This window comes from Prevotella melaninogenica, from assembly GCF_003609775.1.
Taxonomy (GTDB): Bacteria; Bacteroidota; Bacteroidia; order Bacteroidales; family Bacteroidaceae; genus Prevotella; species Prevotella melaninogenica_A.
The window spans coordinates 1,412,619-1,435,693 of sequence record NZ_AP018049.1; the positions used below are offsets into that span (position 1 = coordinate 1,412,619).

Below are 23,075 nucleotides of genomic sequence, written 5' to 3' on the forward strand. Positions count from 1 at the left end.
ATATTCCAATCCTTTACGGTTCTGTAGAAATAACACAGCCTACTGACGCAAAACTATCTTCACATCAGTAGGCTGTATATATAGGTTTTATGAGGCTGTATTCGATTTCTGAATATGAGCCTTATCAAGTTGTTGACGAACGTATTCTTCCGTCACTTCAAATGACTTTATGCGTCGTGATGGTACGTCGAACATAGCATCCATCATCACAGCCTCAACGATAGAACGTAATCCACGGGCTCCAAGCTTATACTCTACACCCTTGTCTACGATATAATCAAGTGCTGCTTCGGTAAAAGTTAGCTCAATACCATCCATCTTAAACAACTTAATATACTGCTTCACGATAGAGTTCTTTGGCTCAACAAGAATCTTACGCAATGCCTCACGGTCAAGCGGATTAAGATAGGTAAGCACTGGCAAACGTCCAATAATCTCAGGAATAAGACCAAATGACTTCAAGTCTTGAGGAAGAACATACTTCATCAAGTCGTTCTTATCTATCTTCGCAACGTTCTGCACAGAGTTGTAACCAACCGTGTGTGTATTCATTCGCTGTGCTATCTTACGCTCAATACCATCAAATGCACCACCGCAAATAAAGAGAATGTTACGAGTATCAACGTGGATGTAATCCTGATCAGGATGCTTACGACCACCCTTTGGCGGTACGTTAACCATTGTTCCCTCTAAGAGTTTCAGCAAGCCCTGCTGTACACCCTCACCGCTTACATCACGGGTGATGCTTGGATTATCGCTCTTACGCGCAATCTTATCAATCTCATCGATAAAGACAATACCACGCTCAGCAGCAGGAACGTCATAATTAGCAACCTGCAAAAGGCGTGAGAGAATACTCTCAACGTCCTCACCTACGTATCCAGCTTCTGTGAATACGGTTGCATCAACAATCGTGAAAGGCACATCAAGGAGTTTAGCTATGGTGCGAGCAAGCAATGTCTTACCCGTACCCGTAGAGCCAACCATGATGATATTACTCTTCTCAATCTCTACACCATCATCGTCCTTTGGCTGTTGTAAACGCTTATAATGGTTATAAACAGCCACAGCAAGATAGCGTTTCGCCTCATCCTGACCAATGATATATTCATCAAGATACTGCTTAATTTCCTTTGGTTTAGGAACCTTCTTGAGTTTGAAAGCCTCACCGTCGCCACTCTGATCCTGCGCCAATGCACCTGTCTGCATGACGATATTATAAGCCTGCTGTGCACATTCCTCACAGATATAGCCGTTTAAGCCTGTGATAAGGAGTTTTACTTCCTTCTCACCCCGACCACAAAAACTACATTTCTTTTGGGGCATTATTATCCTTTACTTTACTTCTTCCGAAGCGTTATTTACTGGTTTTCTCATCAAAACCTCATCAATCATACCGTACTCCTTAGCCTCTTCTGAAGTCATCCAGTAGTTACGATCACTGTCATTCCAAACCTTTTCGAATGGTTGATGAGAATGTTCGCTGATGATGTTATAGAGTTCTTTCTTGAACTTCTGAATCTCGCGTGCCTCAATCTCAATATCAGACGCCTGACCCTGTACTCCACCTAATGGCTGATGAATCATCACACGACTATGCTTCAAGGCAGAACGCTTACCCTCCTTACCTGCAACAAGCAAAACGGCAGCCATAGATGCAGCCATACCTGTACAGAGTGTAGCAACGTCACTGGAGATAAATTGCATAGTATCATAGATACCTAAGCCCGCAGTAACACTTCCACCAGGAGAGTTAATATAAATAGATATATCCTTACCTGGGTCAACAGAATCCAAGTAAAGCAGCTGTGCCTGAATTGTATTGGCTGAATAGTCATCCACCTGAGTACCGAGGAAGATGATTCTCTCCATCATCAAACGTGAGAAGACATCCATCTGAGTCACATTCAGCTGACGCTCCTCAAGGATATATGGGTTAAGATACTGTGCCTGTGCTCTCATTACGTCATCAAGCACCATACCATTCATCCCAAGATGCCCTGTAGCATACCTTCTAAAATCGTTCATTGTTTTCCTTTCTTATAATTTATATATGACAAAAAATAGAGGTTATCGACCTCCCTTATCATTGTCATCTATACAAACACCATGCCACTCAGAGCGACATTCGCCTGCATATCTAAAGCAAAGATAAGCAAAAAAATCGATAACCTCTATATATAAAGGAAGATTTTTCTAAAAATATTACTCGCTTACAAGTTTGTTGAATTCCTCAAGACTTACTGTCTTTACGTTCAATTTAACAACCTCCTTGATAGCCTCAGCAAGCTTACGATCGAGAGCTGCCTCAACGAATGAATCAACATTCTCACGCTTCTTCAGCATCTCATCAGCATAACCATTCAAGTAATCCTCTGGTACGTTAGTCATACCATACTGAGCAAACTGTGCACGTGCCATCTGACGAGCGCTCTCACGAACATCGTTATCATCAACCTTGATACCATGATCCTTAGCCAACTGCTCCTTAATCAGGTGCCATGTCAATTCCTTGATGCTCTGTGCGTAGTTCTTCTCTACAAACTCCTCACCCTTATCTGGGTTGTTAGCCAACATAATACGCTTCAAGATAGCATCAGGGAAAGTCAAATCACCAACCTTCTTCTCGCAGTAAGCACGGAGGTCCTGAATAAACTTGTAGTTAGAATCACCCTTCAACTGCTCTGCCAAGCCATCAGCAATTGCCTTACGGAAAGCTGCTTCATCCTTGATATCAGCATCCTCACCATAAACGCTCTTCCAAAGTTCAGCATTATTCTCAGCCTTAACGAAGCGTGAAATCTCTGTAATCTGATAAGAGAAGTTACCCTTATGCTCAGCAACCTCCTCCTTCTTAATCTTCAAGAGCGAAGAAACCTCGATATCGTTATCAGGATAAGCTGCTGTTGGGTTAAAGATAATGATATCACCAAGCTTAGCACCATCGAAGAGCTTCTTCTGATCCTCAACCTTGATGTACTGTGGCATCAATGATGCGCCCTCAACGGTGATACCACCCTCGAGTGTATTTCCATTCTCATCCAACTCACGGAGGTCACCCTTCAACATATCGCGCTGCTCTGGATCGAACACCTCAGCCTTTTCATAATGACCTGAACGGCTCTGGAACATCTCTACCTGCTGATCAATCAACTTGTCATCAACAGCAATCTCGTAGTAGTCAATCTTGTTCTTGCCATTCAACTCAATCTTAAACTCTGGAGCGATAGCAATATCAAACTTGAACTCGTAAGGAGCTGGCTTCTCCAAGTCTACTGCCTCCTGAGACTCAGAACCCATTGGCTGACCCAACATCTGAATCTTGTTATCAGCAATATATTTCTGGAGGTTCTCACCAAGAATCTTATTAATAGCATCCATCTTTACCTGTGGACCATACTGACGCTTAATCAGACCCATAGGCACCTGACCCTGACGGAAACCAGGAACGTTGGCACGCTTGCGATAATCCTTGAGAGTTTTCTCTACCTCATCCTTGTAATCAGCTTCCTCAACGGTGATGGTCATCAAGCCATTCACTTTGTCGGGATTCTCAAATGAAATTTTCATCTTTGATGTTATATATTTATGTTTATTATTATTTATCAAAAGTACAAGTTCACAAGAGGGCGCAATTACCCCCTACAGACTTTGAAGTGCAAAGATACTTAAAAAATCGCATAACCTTATAATATATAAGTGGAAATTTGTTTTTTTAACCAAGATAATTGGCTACGGAAGGCTATAATTGGTTTTATTATTTAACCAACAAAGCTTCTTACAACCAACTCTTATATTGAGTTTTACTGTATGCAGCTTTTTATTTTCAGCTTTCTTTGAAAAAAGAAAAGGCTTTGTTGTCGAATTATTTTCATGAAAAAAAAATATTTATGGTCGTGAAGAAAAATATTTCTTTTCATGAAAATAATTATTTTTCTTCATGAAAATAATTCTCAACTTACTTACGCTTGCATAAACAAAGGCGCAAAGAATGCTTTATCTTTGCGCCTTTCTGACGGCTAATATAGCCTATCTAAAAGAGAGGATATATTTCTCTTATAAACCATTCGCCTCTTCCTGCGCACGTTTACGCTGGTCGAGCAATTGGAAGTCTTTCTTCTGAAGAACGAAGTCTGTACCGAGATATTTCTCCTTCACTATCTTATTGGCTGCCAACTCCTCTGGGGTTCCTTTGAAGAGGATTCGACCCTCAAAAAGAAGATAGGCGCGATCGGTAATATTCAACGTCTCATGTACATTGTGATCGGTAATAAGAATACCAATATTACGGAACTTCAATCGCCAAACAATGTGCTGAATATCCTCAACGGCGATAGGGTCGACACCTGCAAAAGGCTCATCAAGCATGATAAACTTTGGGTCAATAGCCAAACAACGAGCAATCTCACAACGACGACGCTCACCTCCAGAAAGACGATCACCGAGGTTCTTACGCACCTTTTCCAATCGGAATTCGCGAATCAGACTCTCCATCTTATCGATACGTTCCTGCTTTGATAGCTTTGTCATCTCCAAGACGCTCATGATATTATCTTCCACACTCATCTTACGAAAGACACTCGCCTCCTGTGGGAGATAGCCAATACCAGCACGAGCACGTTTATATACAGGGAAATTGGTAATCTCCTGATCATCAATATACACATGTCCTTCATTTGGAACAACCAATCCCGTTGTCATATAGAACGACGTGGTCTTTCCCGCACCATTTGGTCCGAGCAGTCCCACAATCTCACCCTGCTTCACATTGATGCTCACACCATTGGCAACGGTACGCTTTCCGTATCGCTTCACCAGTTTCTCTGTACGAAGAATACTTCCCTCGCCTTCTGGGCGCACAACAATATTATCTAACTCTGCGTTATCTTTCTCTTTTTCCAATTCTGGCATAATGATAATCTTTACAGAAACCACATAGAAGGAGAAAAGGCTCTGACATTCTCTTCTGTCCTCGCCTGTTTTCATTTCCACTATCGCTGCAAATTTACGAAATAAAAAGCAGATAGCTGTCAGTAAGAGACTAAATACTCTGCAAAGACACGAAAATATCATTAAACGAAAACAGCAGGATGACACCCCATCCTGCTGTCTGTATTTATCTAAGAGGCAATTGTAGCCGTCAATTTATCGCTTCACTTTCACATAATCACCTGATTCTGAACGTACAACATACACACCACGTTCCAGCTCTACCGTAGCAGGAACCTGACCCGTCCAGACCGTCTTGCCGTCAAAGCTGTAGACCGTTGCCCTCTGAGGTGTAGATGTATCAATGCGGCAGCCTGTCTCTGTAGCAGAAACACCGAATATAGATGCGTTGTCCTTCACCGTTGAAATACCAGTAGGATTCTTTTCCAGCTTAATCATATAAGTGCTGATAGTGTTCTTGCCTTTCACACCAATGCCTGGATAGCCACCGTTGGTCATCGTACAGTAGACACGTACAATGTTGTCCTCAGAAAGGCTGGCATCAAAGGTAAACTTTCCCGACTCACTTGTCATAAGAGCAGCAGGAACGTTCTGATAGCTCGCTGTTTCACTCGCCTTATATTTCCATACGAATTCCGTCCTCTCACGTGCTGTTGAGATACCACGGCTGAGGAAGAGGTCGGACAGGTCAACTGTCAGACCGCTGACCTTACTCTTCGGGACGAGGTAAGAACCCTGTGATGAATACCTAAAATCCTCCAGCGGTGCATCTACAACGTAACGATCGGGTATCTGATCAAAGGCAAGTGCATTGCCACGGACGTCAAGCATCGTCAGTTCCTTCAGCATCTTAGCACCCTTAATACCACGGAGGCCCTTGTTCTTTGCAGGCAAGGAGCACACAAGCGAGGTCAGGCGCGTGTTGTTTCTTACGTCCAACGTGTCAATTGAGGCACCCACGAAACCAATCTGTGACAGGTTCGGTGCGTCCCAGTTGTTCACCTTCTTCAGTGAGCCCTGTCCCAGAAGTGTAGGAGAAGCCTGCACAGACTTCATCATATCACTCTTTGGCAGAACGATTTCCTCTACACCTGTAAAGGTCAGCGTGAGTACTTCCAGGTTAGGACACTGCGCCACGTCTACCTTGTTATGCTTCTGCAAGTCAACATAATCGACATTCAGGTTCTTCAATACATCAGACTTTACCTCCAACACGCCGTTGACCTGCTTCTTCTGCACGATACGCAAAGTCACCAGTTTGTCAGCCGCTACCTCTATGGTTCTCTCACTTGTTGAGGGATGCACAAAGGTGTATTCGACCATCGTCAGGTTGCCATCTGTTGCCGCAGTGTAAGTCTTGACAGCCTCATTTGCTCCGAAATTGCAGACCAGAGGGGCATTGGCATCCGTACGGACGGCAAAAGATACGTCAGTGGCATTCGGTGCAATACTTAAAACAATACGCTCATTTGGAATAGTCTGAGCTGATACCATTGTCACATAGCTTAGAAACAAAGCCGAAACGAGTAGTTTTTTCATCATACGCTTTTGTAAGTTAGACTTCCCCTTGTACAGGGAAAGAAGTTATTTAAATTATATATTGAATGTTAACAAACGACTCCAGTTTCTCCAGCTTTCCTCCAGACTGCAGAATTTCATCATAATATTACACATTAAGTGATTTGACTGCAATATTAATAAAATCCTGAAACTTACACAAATAAAAAGCTATCAAATCAACAACAAACATTAAAGATTTATATTATATCCGCCTACAACCGTCCGTTATATTTTATTTTTGCAAGAAATAACCAGCCTGACACTTGCAGAATAACAGTCGGATTATGCCGATTCACACCAAATCTCTATCAGAATAACAAAGAACAGGAAAGCTGGAAGGCTGACAAGCAAAGCCTGGAAGGCTGCACTGTACAGGAACAACACCTCTGTCAAAAACAAAAAGATAAGCTGTAGACATCGAGAAATCAGCAATCTATCGTCCATAGCTGACCATTCACCATAGCAGAAATGAGAAAGATTTTATTAATTAATGTCTTTCTTTTCTCTTTCTGTGATATTTTGGTTAATTTTGCATTTTGAACATCAAATAGAAAGAACATGCTTTTATTCAAATGGCTGACAACATTCGGTAATTATCTGATATTGATGGGACGTTCATTCAGTCGTCCTGAGCGAATGAGAATGTTCCTAAAGCGATATGTTAAGGAGATGTCCCAGTTGGGTGTAGACTCAATCGGCATCGTGTTACTTATCTCTTTCTTTATTGGAGCAGTTATATGTATACAAATTAAACTCAACGTGCAGAGTCCTTGGATGCCACATTGGGTGTCGGGTTATGTAACACGAGAGATTATGCTTTTGGAGTTCTCCAGCAGTATTATGTGTTTGATTCTATCAGGTAAAGTAGGCTCAAACATTGCATCAGAGTTAGGAACCATGCGTGTAACACAGCAGATTGACGCTTTAGAGATTATGGGTATCAACTCTGCCAGCTACCTTATCCTACCAAAGGTATTAGGACTCATCACAATCATGCCATTCCTTGTTATCTTCTCTGCCGCAACAGGTATCATTGGAGCATACGCCACAGCCTACATCGGACATATCATTACACCTGTAGATTTGACCGCTGGTTTGCAACATGATTTCAATCCATGGTTTATGTGGATGAGTATCATTAAGGGATTCTTCTTTGCCTTTATCATTTCAAGTGTATCATCCTATATGGGTTACACCGTGAAGGGCGGAAGTGTTGAGGTCGGCAAGGCATCTACTGACGCAGTAGTCTGTTCAAGCGTACTGATTCTCTTCAGCGACGTTTTCCTCACACAGATATTGAGTTAAACCTCCCCCAACCCCTCCAAAGGAGGGGAGATGAGAGAGAATAAATCAACTCTTGAAAGTTAATACAAACTAATTAATAAGCCCATCTTCCCCCACAAGTAAGCAGATTGGGCTCCCCTCCTTCCGGAGGGGTCGGGGGAGGCTCTATGATTGAAGTAAAACATCTATTCAAATCATTCGGCGACAAGGAAGTGCTGAAGGATATAAACACCGTTTTTGAAGACGGAAAAACAAACCTCATCATCGGACAGAGTGGTGCAGGTAAGACTGTTCTGATGCGTTCGCTCACTGGTCTTCTCGACCCTACTAAGGGCGAAGTACTTTATGACGGACGTAACTTTGTCAACATGACAAAGAAAGACCAGATTCTCATGCGCCGCGAGATGGGTATGATTTTCCAAGGAGCTGCCCTCTTCGATTCACTCACTGTTCTGGAAAATGTACGTTTCCCTTTGGACATGTTCTCAGACATGACCGCACAGGAACGTGACAAAAGAGCAATGGAATGTATTGAACGTGTAAACCTGACAGGGTCTGAACAAAAGTTCCCTGGGGAGATTTCTGGTGGTATGCAGAAGCGTGTAGCTATTGCAAGAGCTATCGTTATGAACCCAAAGTATCTTTTCTGTGATGAGCCTAACTCTGGACTCGACCCAAAAACCTCACTGGTCATTGACGAACTCTTAACAAGTATCACGCGAGAATTCAATATGACAACCATCATCAATACTCATGATATGAACTCCGTATTGGGAATTGGTGAGAATATTGTCTTCATTGCAGACGGAAGGAAGGAGTGGCAAGGTGATAAAAACTCTGTCATTACATCGGATAATGAGAAGCTAAACGACCTTGTCTTTGCTTCTGAACTCTTCAAGAAGGTAAAGAGGATAGAGAATAGTGGTGCACTCTAAACAGCCTGCCTTTCCCTATAAGTTATGAAGAAAAGGCTTTGATAGCACTTCTCCAACACTATCTTACTTAATAGAAAAGTCCTCCCGCTTATTTGTTTCAACCTCTTTTAGGACGAAACTAATAAGCGGGAGGACTTTTTACAAGAGCATATTGTTATGTTATCAGTACTTAGCACCATTGGTGCGGAGCATCAACACAACACGTGCGGAGCATCAGCACAATGATTGAAGATAGTAAAGAAAGGAGCAACTGAGAATGATGTGTTATCTCATCATCCACACTCCCTGCTTCTTTAGCATTGGAACAACAACCTGCTCGGTTGTCTTATCGCCATAATGAAACAGCAGAAAAGCACTGACAGTACTATCCTTTTCAGAGAAAACAGATGATACGAAAGATACAGAATCAATTCCGTTATGCTCTGTCTTCTGCTGTTCAACAAACTGACGGAGGTTCGTCAAGAGTTGCTTTCTATAACTATCAGGCAACTTCTCTGAACGATTTTCACCTCCTAAGAAGGCATCATACTGACCTTTCAATAGTTGCTCGTAGTAGAGTTTGGCTGCACGACCAGCCAACTCTCCTTGATCTACCTCCTTTTTCTTACTGCAAGCCACCAATAAAAATGGCAAAGCGATAAGAAGAGGAAACATTATTTTCTTCATAGGCACAACCCCTACGACTACTTCTGACGAATAAACACGTTGATTGGACAACCATGCAGGTTCCAGTTCTCACGTATCTTGTTCTCCAAGAAACGACGATACTGCTCCTTAACATACTGTGGCAGGTTCGCATAGAATACGAAAGAAGGAATCTGTGTGTTTGGAAGCTGTGAGCAATACTTAATCTTGATATATTTACCCTTCACTGACTGTGGTGGTGTTGCCTCAATGATAGGAAGCATTACCTCATTCAACTTCGTTGTACCGATATGTATTGTACGGTTTTGATATACCTCTTTTGCTGTTTCCAAAACTTTGAAAATACGCTGCTTTGTCAGTGCTGAAGCAAAGATGATTGGGAAGTCAACGAACGGAGCCATACGCTTACGAATAGCATTCTCAAAGGTATCGATAACCTTTTGGTTCTTGTCTTCAACCAAATCCCACTTGTTCACAACGACAACAAGACTCTTATTGTTACGCTGTATGAGCTGGAAGATATTCATATCCTGCGACTCGATACCACGTGTTGCATCCAACATAAGAATACAAACATCAGAGTTCTCAATACTTCGGATAGAACGCATAACGCTATAGAACTCCAAGTCTTCACTCACCTTGTTCTTGCGACGAATACCGGCAGTATCAACAAGATAGAAATCAAAGCCAAACTTCGTATAACGTGTATAGATACTATCACGAGTTGTACCAGCAATCTCGGTAACTATATTACGGTCCTCACCTATGAAAGCATTGATAATACTTGACTTACCTGCGTTAGGACGACCTACAACAGCAAAGCGAGGGATATCCTGTTCAACGATTTCGTCTGGCACATCTTTCAAATTCTCAAGTAGAATATCAAGTAAATCACCTGTTCCACCACCAGTGGCAGCACTGATACAGATAGGCTCACCCAGACCAAGTTTATAGAACTCAGCTGCTTGATAATATTCTCCGCTATTGTCAACCTTATTAGCAACAAGGAGTACTGGGAGTTTCGTGCGACGAAGAATCATTGCTACATCCTCATCCCAATCGGTAATACCTGTCTCGGTATCAACAACAAAGAGAACGAGATCTGCCTCTTCCGTTGCCACAAGCACCTGCTTGCGGATTGCATCTTCAAAAATATCGTCTGATTTAACAACCCATCCACCAGTGTCAACAACAGAAAATTCGCGTCCGTTCCACTGACACTTACCATACTGACGGTCACGTGTTGTACCAGCAGTATCGCTCACAATTGCATGACGTGTTTGAGTTAATCGATTGAAAAGTGTGGACTTACCTACGTTTGGGCGTCCCACAATAGCTACTACATTTGCCATTTATATTGGTCTTTCCCCTCCTCATAATTCAGCACTAAAACTGTTTAATCAATTATGAAAAGGCGCCAGATGTGGTCAGGCATCCGATGAATATTTGCCGAGGATGACCATTCCCCAGCCCTCGCTTTGTGCGAGAGTGTACCCTACTAAGCAGTCAGGGTGATTTGTTTTTATTAATAAGGGAGCTATTAGCTTTGCATTAGCCCAATGAGCCATATTAGCCTTATTGGCCCAATAAAGCAAATAAAATATCTCCCCAGCCTATCCCATTAGGCTCTCTCCTCCTTTGGAGGAGCTGGGAGAGATCCCCCCTTTACTCTGGACTATACCCGAAATGTTTCAATTCTTTCTGTGAATTGCGCCAGTCCTTATCTACTTTCACAAAAGTCTCAAGAAATATCTTCTTATCAAAGAAACGTTCCAAACTCTTACGTGCTTCGGTAGACACCTTCTTGAGTGCCATACCCTGATGGCCAATAATGATTCCCTTCTGGCTGCTACGCTCCACATAAATGACTGCATTGATATGAATCTGACGGTCATCCTCTTTGAAACGTTCTACAACAACCTCAACAGAATAAGGGATTTCCTTATCATAATAGCGCAGTATCTTCTCACGGATAATCTCTGACACAAAGAACTTTGCTGGCTTATCTGTCAACTGATCCTTATCAAAGAAAGCTGGACTTTCTGGCAATAGTTCGTGAACACGCTTCAAAAGAATGTCTACTCCAAACTTATTCTTAGCCGAAATAGGGAGTATCTCTGCATTAGGTAACAGTCCATGCCACTTCATAACAAGATCGCCAAGCTTCTTCTGGTCGCTCTCGTCAATCTTATTAATCAAAAGAATAACAGGAATTGACATCTTAGAAACCTTCTCTAAGAAGTCCATATTCTTCTCTGGATCTTCGATAACGTCTGTCACATAAAGTAAGATATCGGCATCTGCCAAGGCAGACTCAGAGAACTGGAGCATCATCTCTTGCATCTTATAGTTTGGCTTCAGTACACCTGGTGTGTCTGAAAATACAATCTGGGTATCCTCTGTATTGACAATTCCCATGATACGATGACGCGTTGTCTGTGCCTTAAACGTGGCAATACTGAGTTTCTCGCCGACAAGTTGATTCATCAGCGTACTCTTTCCGACATTCGGATTACCAACGATATTTACAAATCCAGCTTTATGCATATTATCTATTCACCCACTATTTCCTTCCAAAGAAAGGAACGTTTAAAAAGTTCTATTATAATTATAATTAGAGAAACGAATGTAAGCAGATGTCATCCTTACCGCTCTCCTAATCTCTGTAACAAAAAAACGCACCTATCTTATAAGAAAAGAAAGATGCGTTTTTGTGTATGATAACTTAGAGTCTTTATTTCTTAACTGCTGCAGAGTCACCGTCATAAGCCCACTTAAAGTAAGATGCGCCATTAACGAAACCTGCACCAAAGCCGGTGAAAATAATATTATCACCCTTCTTTAGTTGTGACTCGAAATCCCAAAGAACAAGCGGCATACAAGCGGCGCTGGTATTACCATAACGCTGAATGTTTACCAATACCTTCTCCATTGGAACTCCAATGCGCTTTGCAACCGCCTCGATGATACGAAGGTTTGCCTGATGACAAACTACATAGTCAATATCATCTTGTGTTAAGCCATTGCGCTCCAAAAGTGTTGCACAATCTTCACCCATTGCTGTAACAGCATAACGGAAGACGGTACGCCCCTCTTGGTAGGTGTAATGCAAACGATGATCAATTGTAAAGCTTGAAGAAGGACAAACAGAACCACCAGCCTTAATATGGAGGAATGGAAGTCCCTTACCGTCTGTGCGATGATAAGAATCAATCATACCAACGCCTTCCTCGGTTGTACCCTCTAACATCACAGCACCTGCACCATCACCGAAAAGTGGACATGTAGCGCGATCACGATAATCGGTAATAGCTGACATCTTATCAGCACCGATAACAATAATACGCTTGTGACGACCACTTTGGATCATATTGCAGGCTACATCGAGCGCATACATGAAGCCACAACATGCACCAGCTAAGTCAAATGCGAAGGCATTCTTCAATCCCAGCTTTCCTAAAACGATAGAAGCTGTAGAAGGATGCGGATAGTCAGGGGTCGTTGTGGCAACAACAACAGCATCAATACTGTCTGAATCAGCACCTGTCTTTGCTAACAGAAGCTTTGCTGCCTTGCGGGCCATATAGGATGTACCGAGTCCCTCTTCGGTCAGGATTCGGCGCTCCTTGATACCAGTACGAGTAGTAATCCACTCATCATTAGTATCAACCATGCGAGACAATTCCTCATTATTGAGGACATAGTCAGGCACGTAACCTGCGACACCTGTTATAATCGCATTAATGTTACTCATGCTTATTCAGCTGTTTCCTTTACGACAGCAACCTTACCACGATAGTAACCACAAGTTGAGCAAACTGTGTGATAAACATAGTAAGCACCACAGTTAGGGCATAATGCCAATGTAGGAGCTACTGCCTTATCGTGAGTTCTTCTCTTGAGTGTACGAGTCTTTGACTGTCTTCTTTTTGGATGTGCCATAATTCTTTAAACTTTAATATTTTATTTTTTCAATTTTAATAGAGCTTCCCAGCGCGGATCCATTGCCTGCTCGTCTTCCTCACCGCTTCGGGCGGCAGAATACTCCTCAAGAGCTCGTACCATAGCAGGGTTGCATTTTCCAGGTGCATGCACATGCTTGATAGGGATTGCGAGAGCTATGAATTCGTAGAGGTACCATGTAACATCGAGTATTCCTTCGTCCTCGGCCACCGTCACAAGGTCGTCCTCTTCTGAGTTTTCTGTTCCAAACTTAACATCGAGACGCTGTGTGGTCTCGATTGACTGCTCCATAGGATCAAGACATACGTCGCACGGAACCATTACCGTACCTGTTTCATGAATGTCAAGGGTAAAAATATCATTTCCCGTGCGCACAATATCAAGAGATACATGCACACGTCCTTGACTCACTTCAGGAGCGTCAACTGCCTTAAAGTAAGCGTCATCCAGGTCGAACTCAAGGTGATTAACACCTTCTTCCAGACCCTTCAAGTCTATTTTAAGGGTTTCTAAGTCCATAATTGGGTTGCAAAGTTACGAATATTTTTCTGATTATAAGCAAATTATAAGTAAAAAAAGTAAGAACATCCAATATTAACGATTTATACTCTGTTTATTCTACACAATATGAAATGAAGTCTTGCTATGTATTATCATTAGAAGATTAAAGCGTTTTCTAAATGTCTCAAACATATAAACAACATTGCATTTGTAACTCAGATGATACTCTATCAGTAATAAAATCAGGAATATATGACTATAAAAGCCGAATTATTTTCACGTAAAGAAATATTTTTCATCATGAACGAAAATATTTTTTTTCATGAAAATAAAATATTATTTTCATGAAAAAAAATCTATCACATTAGCATCTACTCTTTTCGAAGTTCTATGCGAAAAGTTGTCCCCTTACCAACTTCAGAGCTTTTCACGTATATCTTTCCATGATGATATTCCTCCACAATACGTTTAGCAAGGCTCAACCCTAAGCCCCAACCACGGTCTTTAGTGGTAAAGCCTGGACGAAATACATTTCTTATATCTTTTTTCTTAATTCCTTTACCTGTATCGATCACTTCAACAATAGCACGCTTGTCTGTTTCTTCTAAACGAAGTGTAATACTTCCAAACTTCCCTCCCATTGCATCAACAGCATTCTTACAAAGGTTTTCTATCACCCACTCAAACAGAGATGCATTCAAATTAATAATAATATCATCTGCTGGTAGAACTGTCCTCATCTCAATCTTCTTTGATGTTCGACGGTCCATATAATCAACAACATGGTTTAAAACCTCGTTAAGACTGGATGGCACAGGCTCTGGAATTGATCCTATCTTAGAGAAACGATCAGCAATAAGCTGCAAACGTTTCACATCCTTATCCAGCTCGGGTAGAAGTTCATCTTCGGGATAAGTCTCCTTTAAAATCGTTGTCCACGCCATAAGTGATGATATAGGGGTACCTAACTGGTGTGCCGTCTCCTTACTTAATCCTACCCAGACTTTGTTTTGCTCTGCACGCTTTGATGTTAGTAAGGCGAAAATAGCTACTATAACAAATAACATTACAACACCCAACTGTACATAAGGATATATAGCAATGCGCTTTAACATCAATGAATCATCATAACAAACATCAATATAATCATTATGATTCTTACTCAAAGAGATACGAATAACCTGACCAGAAGCTTTCAACTGTTGCCCTAATGAAGTAACATAATTAGTGCTATCTTTGCCATTACGTGCTTTAATTTCTATATTCCGATACTCTGTTACAGTTCCGTCACTATCCAAGACAACAACAGGAATAGTATGGTTTTCATCTAATACCTTCAAAACAAGACTTAAATCCGTATTTTCATCTGCTGCACTAAGTGACTTCATAGCCTCTGCCCACACCTGCATCTTACTTCTCTCCTGCTCTGCCAAATCACGTGTTAAATAACGAGACACAAGCATAGAAGCGACAGCAATAAGAATTGCTGCTACTACCAAAAATATCTTTACCTGTCGGATTCTATCAGTCCACTGCATATAAAGAATTAACGAAAAGAAATAAATAATATTATAAAGTGTGCATCATATTAGCTATATCAGACCTATCAACCTTATTAGATTAAAGCATTAGCCCTGTTAGCCCCAATAGCCGTAATAAAAAATATTAAGCTTTAGCCTATTAGGCTCGGTAGCCGTGATAAACAAAAATATTAACCCTATTAGTCCAGTAACCTTAATAAAAATATTAGGCTTATTAGCCTTATTGGCCTTAATTAGCCCAATACAATATCTTACCCCTATCAACACATCATCAACACCTAACATTCAACAACCATCACCCATCTCCATCACCCAACAACAAAAAAAGAGCCCCGAAGATTTCTCTTCAGAGCTCTTGTAAAAGGAGGCGGCCACCTACTCTCCCGCATTGCATTGCAGTACCATCGGCGCAGGCGGGCTTAACTTCTCTGTTCGGAATGGGAAGAGGTGGGACCCCGCCGCAATAACCACCTGATAAATCGTTCGGATGACTTTACTTAAAGTTATATATACTTTGCGTATATCTATTAAGTTCTCCTTCTCAAGTAGACAAGATTTAATTTCTCTACTGATAGTTGTCAGCCGTATAAGGTGACGTATTTCCACAAGCAAAACATATATAGAACCTATCTCCTTACTTTAAGAAGAATACACAGCTCAAAGTCTGAGTCACTGGTCCCCGCACTCCAAACTTTGGAGGCGGGAGACCCGAAGAAAGTTTCGGGCAATTAGTAGTGCTCGGCTTTGACGTCACCGTCTTTACACCTACACCCTATCAACGTCATCGTCTATGACGACCCTTATGAGGAGTTCTCATCTTGCGGCTGGCTTCGCACTTAGATGCTTTCAGCGCTTATCCAATCCAGACTCAGATACCCAGCGGTGCACCTGGCGGCACAACTGGTAAACCGGAGGTCTGTCCAACACGGTCCTCTCGTACTAGTGTCAGCACCACTCAAAACTCCAACGCCCACGATAGATAGAGACCGAACTGTCTCACGACGTTCTGAACCCAGCTCGCGTGCCACTTTAATGGGCGAACAGCCCAACCCTTGGGACCTTCTCCAGCCCCAGGATGTGACGAGCCGACATCGAGGTGCCAAACCACCCCGTCGATATGAGCTCTTGGGGGGGATCAGCCTGTTATCCCCGGAGTACCTTTTATCCTTTGAGCGACGGAGTTTCCATACACGTCCGCCGGATCACTATGCCCCAGTTTCCTGCCTGCTCGGCATGTCTGCCTCCCAGTCAAGCGCCCTTATGCCATTGCACTCTATAAGGCCGGTTACCAATCGGCCCGAGGGCACCTTTGGAAGCCTCCGTTACGCTTTTGGAGGCGACCACCCCAGTCAAACTACCCACCAAGCAGTGTCCGCGCAAACAGCGCGTTAGACCTCAGACAGCCAAAGGGCCGTATTTCAAGGATGGCTCCACGAATGCTGGCGCACCCGCTTCAAAGCCTCCGGCCTATCCTACACATCGGATGACCAAGGTCAATGCTAAGCTGTAGTAAAGGTTCACGGGGTCTTTTCGTCCCATCGCGGGTAATCGGCATCTTCACCGATACTACAATTTCACTGAGCTCATGGTTGAGACAGCGTCCAGATCATTACACCATTCGTGCAGGTCGGAACTTACCCGACAAGGAATTTCGCTACCTTAGGACCGTTATAGTTACGGCCGCCGTTTACCGGGGCTTCAATTCAATGCTTCCCATTGCTGGTGACATCTCCTCTTAACCTTCCGGCACCGGGCAGGTGTCAGGCTGTATACATCATCTTTCGAGTTTGCACAGCCCTGTGTTTTTGTTAAACAGTTGCCTGGACCGATTCTCTGCGCCTCATATTGCTATGAGGACCCCTTATCCCGAAGTTACGGGGTCAATTTGCCTAGTTCCTTAACCATGAATCTCTCAACGCCTTAGTATATTCTACCCGACCACGTGTGTCCGTTTGCGGTACGGGTCGCATATACATTAAGTTTAGCGGATTTTCTCGGAAGTATGATTACCTGCACTCAAGTTATCCCGAAGGATTACCTGTACTTTCATGGTTCAGCTCGGAAGGTGGATTTGCCTGCCTTCCTCATAGCCTACGCACTTAAACGCCCTATTCCGTCAGGGCGCGGCAGTGTCACTGCTCCGTCTCCACATCACTGTATATGCGAGTTGCGGAATATTAACCGCATCTGCCATCGCCATCGCCATTCGGCTGAGACTTAGGACCCGACTAACCCCGGGCTGATTGGCATCGCCCGGGAAACCTCGGTCTTTCGGCGAAAGGGAATCTCACCCTTTTTATCGTTACTTATACCTACATTTGCTTTTCCATAAGCTCCAGGATTAGTTACCTGCACCATTCAACGCTAATGGAATGCTCCCCTACCGATACTTTTAATATACATTACTATCCCGCGCCTTCGGTATCTGACTTATACCCGATTATTATCCATGCCCGGACCCTCGACTAGTGAGCTGTTACGCACTCTTTGAATGAATGGCTGCTTCCAAGCCAACATCCTAGCTGTCACGGGGACCAGACTTCGTTAGACTAACTTAGACAGAATTTCGGGACCTTAGACGGCGGTCTGGATTCTTCTCCTCTCGGGGACGGACCTTAGCACCCGCCCCCTTACTGCACGACTGCAGTCCATAAGCATTCGGAGTTCGTCAGGTCTCGATAGGCGGTGAAGCCCTCTTGACCTATCGGTCGCTCTACCTCTTATGGAAATCGTCGCACGCGGCACCTAAATGCCTTTCGGGGAGTACGAGCTATCTCCAAGTTTGATTGGCCTTTCACTCCTACACTCACCTCATCGGGAAGCTTTTCAACGCTTATCCGTGCGGTCCTCCATTCGGTGTTACCCGAACTTCAACCTGGGCAAGTGTAGATCACTTGGTTTCGCGTCTACCCCATCTGACTTGACGCCCTATTCAGGCTCGCTTTCACTGCGGATGCGCGTCTCATGACGCTTATCCTTGCCAGACATGGTAACTCGTAGGTTCATTATGCAAAAGGCACGCCGTCACCGCTTACGCGGCTCCGACCGCTTGTAGGCGCATGGTTTCAGGAACTATTTCACTCTCCTCATCGGAGTGCTTTTCACCTTTCCTTCACAGTACTCGTTCACTATCGGTCTCACGGGAGTATTTAGCCTTACCGGATGGTCCCGGCTGATTCGCGCAGAATTACACGTGTTCCGCGTTACTCAGGATACCACTACGTCTCGTCATGCTTCGAATACGGGATTATCACCCTCTATGATTGATCTTTCCAGAACATTCTTCTCACAATCTAAGTACGACAACGTGGTCCTACAACCCCTGCTAAGCGTTGCCACAAAGCAGGTTTGGGCTCTTCCCCGTTCGCTCGCCACTACTAGGGGAATCATTATTTATTTTCTCTTCCTAAAGGTACTAAGATGTTTCAGTTCCCTTCGTTCGCCTCACTACAGACATGTAGTGATAACAGGTCTTCAACCTGCTGGGTTGTCCCATTCGGAAATCCTTGGATCAAAGGTTATTTGCACCTACCCAAGGCTTATCGCAGCTTATCACGTCCTTCATCGCCTCCGTGAGCCAAGGCATCCGCCATGCGCCCTTTCTTACTTTCTTCGCCTTCTCTGTAATTACTCACAGAGAATGTAGCTCATACTTTCAGCTGTTGTGTGATTCTAAAGAATTTGAAGTTGTTTCTTCAATAATTAGAATTCTAATTCTTCCCATTATAGAAAGAATAGTTCTACATTACAGTCTTGCTTGTGTCAATATGTCAAAGATCTTGTGCTGTAAAATACAGCAAAGTGGAGAATAAGGACTTGAACCTTTATGTGAGCCTTAAACTCTAAACTCCTACATTTATATAATACAGAGTGCAGTGAGTACAAGAAGAAAAACGAACCAAAGGTTCTTTATATCATCTTGAGTACCGTTAAATTGTCAACTTATATAATTAAATACGTATCGACTCAATAACTAATAAGCATTCTCTCCAGAAAGGAGGTGTTCCAGCCGCACCTTCCGGTACGGCTACCTTGTTACGACTTAGCCCCAATCACCAGTTTTGCCCTAGGCCGATCCTTCCGGTCACGGACTTCAGGCACCCCCGGCTTTCATGGCTTGACGGGCGGTGTGTACAAGGCCCGGGAACGTATTCACCGCGCCATGGCTGATGCGCGATTACTAGCGAATCCAGCTTCGTGGGGTCGGGTTGCAGACCCCAGTCCGAACTGGGACCGGCTTTCAAGATTTGATGCAATTTGCATTACACCGTCCCTCTGTACCGGCCATTGTAACACGTGTGTAGCCCCGGACGTAAGGGCCGTGCTGATTTGACGTCATCCCCACCTTCCTCACACCTTACGGTGGCAGTGTCTCCAGAGTGCCCAGCATCACCTGATGGCAACTGAAGAGAGGGGTTGCGCTCGTTATGGCACTTAAGCCGACACCTCACGGCACGAGCTGACGACAACCATGCAGCACCTTCACAGAGGCCCCGAAGGGCGTCATTATCTCTAAATCCTTCCTCTGCAATTCAAGCCCGGGTAAGGTTCCTCGCGTATCATCGAATTAAACCACATGTTCCTCCGCTTGTGCGGGCCCCCGTCAATTCCTTTGAGTTTCACCGTTGCCGGCGTACTCCCCAGGTGGGATGCTTAATGCTTTCGCTTAGCCGCTGATACCAGGTACCAACAGCGGGCATCCATCGTTTACTGTGCGGACTACCAGGGTATCTAATCCTGTTCGATACCCGCACCTTCGAGCTTAAGCGTCAGTTGCGCTCCCGTCAGCTGCCTTCGCAATCGGAGTTCTTCGTCATATCTAAGCATTTCACCGCTACACGACGAATTCCGCCAACGTTGTGCGTACTCAAGGAAACCAGTATGCGCTGCAATTCAGACGTTGAGCGTCTACATTTCACAACACACTTAATCTCCAGCCTACGCTCCCTTTAAACCCAATAAATCCGGATAACGCCTGGACCTTCCGTATTACCGCGGCTGCTGGCACGGAATTAGCCGGTCCTTATTCGTATGGTACCTGCAAATAGGGACACGTCCCTAACTTTATCCCCATACAAAAGCAGTTTACAACCCATAGGGCCGTCATCCTGCACGCTACTTGGCTGGTTCAGACTTCCGTCCATTGACCAATATTCCTCACTGCTGCCTCCCGTAGGAGTTTGGACCGTGTCTCAGTTCCAATGTGGGGGACCTTCCTCTCAGAACCCCTACTGATCGTTGCCTTGGTGGGCTGTTACCCCGCCAACAAGCTAATCAGACGCATCCCCATCCATTACCGATAAATCTTTACTTCATATCTGATGCCATCAACGAAGACTATGCGGTATTAGTCTGCCTTTCGGCAGGTTATCCCACAGTAATGGGAAGGTTGGATACGCGTTACTCACCCGTGCGCCGGTCGACGTCCAAAGAGTGCAAGCACTCAATGCCGTTTCCCCTCGACTTGCATGTGTTAAGCCTGTAGCTAGCGTTCATCCTGAGCCAGGATCAAACTCTCCATTGTAAAATATGTTTTGGTGATAAGTGATGAGTAATGAATGATAATGAATACCAATATCCCTCAAGCACTCCACCGAGTAATCTCTGTTTCAGAACGCTTATCCTAAAAGTATCAAGTAAAAAGCACCTTTTCTTTTGTTCCTTAATTGTTTTGAGGCAATGCCTCAAAAGCAGGGACAATGAATTGATCGGTTCGTTTCTTTTACCCATCCATTTGATATAAAACCAAACAGACGCTTCTTGTACTACTTCTCTGTTTATGTAAATCTTTTCAAAGAACTCTTTCTTTTGTTGCTTTCAGTAACTTGCCAGGTGGCTTGTTTTGTAAAGCGAGTGCAAAGGTATACAGAATTTCCATTCCCACCAAATGTTTTGAAGAAAAACTTTCAAAAAAGTGCATTTTTCTTCTTCATCCCACTCTTTTCAGCATCAATTTGAGCACTACACCTTATAATATAACAGACACGCTTATAAAAGAAATAAATTCCTTTACCGTTTATCACGTTCACGAATTTCCACACGTCGAATCTTACCAGAGATAGTTTTCGGCAAAGCATCCACAAATTCGATAATTCGTGGATACTTATATGGAGCTGTCACATGCTTCACATGGCTCTGCAGTTCCTTCACAAAAGCTTCATCAGCCTTATCCTTCCAGTCATTAGCAAGAACAACTGTAGCCTTTACGATCATGCCACGTATTTCATCTGGCACACCCGTTACTGCACATTCAACAACCGCAGGATGGGTCATCAACGCACTTTCCACCTCAAATGGGCCAATGCGATAACCCGAACTTTTTATAACATCATCAGCACGACCGACAAACCAATAATACCCTTCTTCATCTCGCCATGCCAAGTCACCTGTATGATAAAGGTTGTCATTCCATACCTTCTCTGTCAGTTCAGTATCCCGATAATACCCCTTAAAGAGACCTATTGGTTTCCCTGCACTGGTATCTATACAGATTTCGCCCTTCTCACCATCCTCACATGGCGAACCATCCGACTTCAAGAGTTTGACATCATACTGCGGATTCGGTTTACCCATACTTCTAGGCTTTGGCTTAATCCAAGGGAAAGTGCCCAAAGTCATTGTCGTTTCCGTTTGTCCAAAGCCCTCCATCATCTTGACACCTGTAAGTTTATAAAACTTCTGAAAAACGACAGGTTCAAGAGCTTCTCCAGCCGTAGTGCAATACTTCAGTGCAGAAAGATCATACTGCGAGAAATCCTCTTGCAGCATAAAACGGTAGATAGTTGGAGGAGCACAGAAAGAAGTAACATGATACTTCTCCATCATACGCATAATTTTCTCTGCCGAAAACTTCTCATGATCATACACAAAGACCGTTGCTCCCGCAAACCATTGTCCATAAAGCTTACCCCATACAGCCTTACCCCATCCCGTATCAGCCACGGTAAGATGAATACCATTTTCATCGAGATTATGCCAAAAAACACCCGTTATCAAGTGTCCCAAGGCATAGAGATGATCATGTGCCACCATCTTCGGTTCACCACTGGTACCGCTTGTGAAATACATCAACATTGTATCTTCATTTACGTTCACATGCTCAGGGCGAACGAAGGCTGGAGCATTCTCCCATTCAGCAAACCAATCATGAAATCCTTCAGCAACAGGACAACCCTTCTGTGCCAAAGAGTTAACAGCAACAAGTACCTCTACCGTTGGACTTTCAGCCATAGCCTCCATAACCTGCGTAGTTACATACTCATCATTGACACATATAATAGCTTTTACAGATGCACGCTGATTTCGATAAGCGATATCTTTTGCAGTCAACATGTGAGTTGCAGGAATAGCTACTGCCCCAATCTTGCACAGTGCCATCATAGACACCCACCATTGATAATGGCGTTTCAATATCAGCATAACCTTGTCGCCACGTCCTATACCAAGACTTAGAAAATAAGATGCAGCCTGATCAGTTTGTTCTTTAAACTCAGCATAAGTAGCCCTCAATTCCTCACCACGCTCGCTGGTCCACAACAATGCCAGTTTCTCTGGCGCAACCTTTGCCCACTCATCCATAACATCGTAAGCAAAGTTAAATGTTTCAGGAACTACGAAATGCAGGTTGTCACGAAAATCTTCCTCTGAAGTAAAGTGTGTTTGTGTTAAATATCTTTCTATCATTTTATTCTTCTAA

General features: G+C 43.6%; 15 protein-coding genes and 3 rRNA genes. 2 read left to right on the top strand and 16 right to left on the bottom strand.

Annotation, left to right across the window (positions count from 1 at the left end):
• Window positions 1-87: 87 nt before the first annotated feature.
• The 5 genes from clpX to PMEL_RS05760 form a co-directional block, all read right to left on the bottom strand.
• A complete protein-coding gene (clpX, locus tag PMEL_RS05740; RefSeq protein ID WP_120174369.1) occupies window positions 88-1,326 on the bottom strand; it encodes an ATP-dependent Clp protease ATP-binding subunit ClpX in 1,239 nt (412 codons plus the stop codon).
• A 9-nt stretch (window positions 1,327-1,335) separates the two neighbouring features.
• Window positions 1,336-2,028: an ATP-dependent Clp endopeptidase proteolytic subunit ClpP gene (gene clpP, locus PMEL_RS05745; RefSeq protein WP_120174370.1), complete on the bottom strand. Its 693-nt coding sequence runs from the start codon at window positions 2,026-2,028 to the stop codon at window positions 1,336-1,338.
• Window positions 2,029-2,205: 177 nt separating this feature from the next.
• Entirely contained in the window at window positions 2,206-3,570 is a 1,365-nt protein-coding gene (gene tig, locus PMEL_RS05750; RefSeq protein ID WP_120174652.1) for a trigger factor, read from the bottom strand.
• A gap of 486 nt (window positions 3,571-4,056) precedes the next feature.
• Entirely contained in the window at window positions 4,057-4,911 is an 855-nt protein-coding gene (gene lptB / locus PMEL_RS05755) for an LPS export ABC transporter ATP-binding protein (protein ID WP_120174653.1), read from the bottom strand.
• 234 nt (window positions 4,912-5,145) lie between these two features.
• Window positions 5,146-6,492: a hypothetical protein gene (locus tag PMEL_RS05760; RefSeq protein WP_120174371.1), complete on the bottom strand. Its 1,347-nt coding sequence runs from the start codon at window positions 6,490-6,492 to the stop codon at window positions 5,146-5,148.
• A gap of 576 nt (window positions 6,493-7,068) precedes the next feature.
• Between PMEL_RS05760 and PMEL_RS05765 the strand changes: the two genes are divergently transcribed.
• Window positions 7,069-7,815: an MlaE family ABC transporter permease gene (locus PMEL_RS05765; RefSeq protein WP_120174372.1), complete on the top strand. Its 747-nt coding sequence runs from the start codon at window positions 7,069-7,071 to the stop codon at window positions 7,813-7,815.
• Between the two features lie 146 nt (window positions 7,816-7,961).
• On the top strand, window positions 7,962-8,729 hold the full coding sequence (locus PMEL_RS05770; RefSeq protein ID WP_120174373.1) for an ABC transporter ATP-binding protein: 768 nt from the start codon (window positions 7,962-7,964) through the stop codon (window positions 8,727-8,729).
• Window positions 8,730-8,993: 264 nt separating this feature from the next.
• Here the strand turns inward: PMEL_RS05770 and PMEL_RS05775 are convergent, their stop codons facing one another.
• From PMEL_RS05775 to PMEL_RS05835, 11 genes are all read right to left on the bottom strand, one after another.
• Window positions 8,994-9,383 carry a hypothetical protein gene (locus PMEL_RS05775; RefSeq protein WP_120174654.1) on the bottom strand — a complete coding sequence of 130 codons (390 nt, stop codon included), beginning with the start codon at window positions 9,381-9,383 and terminating at the stop codon, window positions 8,994-8,996.
• 29 nt (window positions 9,384-9,412) lie between these two features.
• A complete protein-coding gene (gene der, locus PMEL_RS05780) occupies window positions 9,413-10,726 on the bottom strand; it encodes a ribosome biogenesis GTPase Der (RefSeq protein ID WP_120174374.1) in 1,314 nt (437 codons plus the stop codon).
• Window positions 10,727-11,039: 313 nt separating this feature from the next.
• On the bottom strand, window positions 11,040-11,921 hold the full coding sequence (era, locus tag PMEL_RS05785) for a GTPase Era (RefSeq protein ID WP_120174375.1): 882 nt from the start codon (window positions 11,919-11,921) through the stop codon (window positions 11,040-11,042).
• Window positions 11,922-12,108: 187 nt separating this feature from the next.
• Window positions 12,109-13,128 (bottom strand): beta-ketoacyl-ACP synthase III, encoded by a 1,020-nt coding sequence (locus PMEL_RS05790; protein WP_120174376.1) that lies wholly within the window; start codon window positions 13,126-13,128, stop codon window positions 12,109-12,111.
• A 2-nt stretch (window positions 13,129-13,130) separates the two neighbouring features.
• Window positions 13,131-13,316: a 50S ribosomal protein L32 gene (gene rpmF / locus PMEL_RS05795; RefSeq protein WP_120174377.1), complete on the bottom strand. Its 186-nt coding sequence runs from the start codon at window positions 13,314-13,316 to the stop codon at window positions 13,131-13,133.
• 21 nt (window positions 13,317-13,337) lie between these two features.
• Entirely contained in the window at window positions 13,338-13,856 is a 519-nt protein-coding gene (locus PMEL_RS05800) for a YceD family protein (protein WP_120174378.1), read from the bottom strand.
• 353 nt (window positions 13,857-14,209) lie between these two features.
• Complete coding sequence (locus tag PMEL_RS05805; protein ID WP_120174379.1) at window positions 14,210-15,376, bottom strand: sensor histidine kinase; 1,167 nt, start codon at window positions 15,374-15,376, stop codon at window positions 14,210-14,212.
• A gap of 365 nt (window positions 15,377-15,741) precedes the next feature.
• Window positions 15,742-15,854: ribosomal RNA gene (rrf, locus tag PMEL_RS05815) — 5S ribosomal RNA — on the bottom strand.
• A 234-nt stretch (window positions 15,855-16,088) separates the two neighbouring features.
• Window positions 16,089-18,992 (bottom strand): 23S ribosomal RNA (locus PMEL_RS05820).
• A 380-nt stretch (window positions 18,993-19,372) separates the two neighbouring features.
• Window positions 19,373-20,903, bottom strand: a 16S ribosomal RNA gene (locus PMEL_RS05825).
• The 16S, 23S and 5S rRNA genes sit together here, the layout of an rRNA operon.
• 485 nt (window positions 20,904-21,388) lie before the next feature.
• Window positions 21,389-23,062, bottom strand: a complete 1,674-nt coding sequence (locus PMEL_RS05835) for an AMP-binding protein (protein WP_120174381.1) — start codon at window positions 23,060-23,062, stop codon at window positions 21,389-21,391.
• Window positions 23,063-23,075 lie beyond the last annotated feature (13 nt).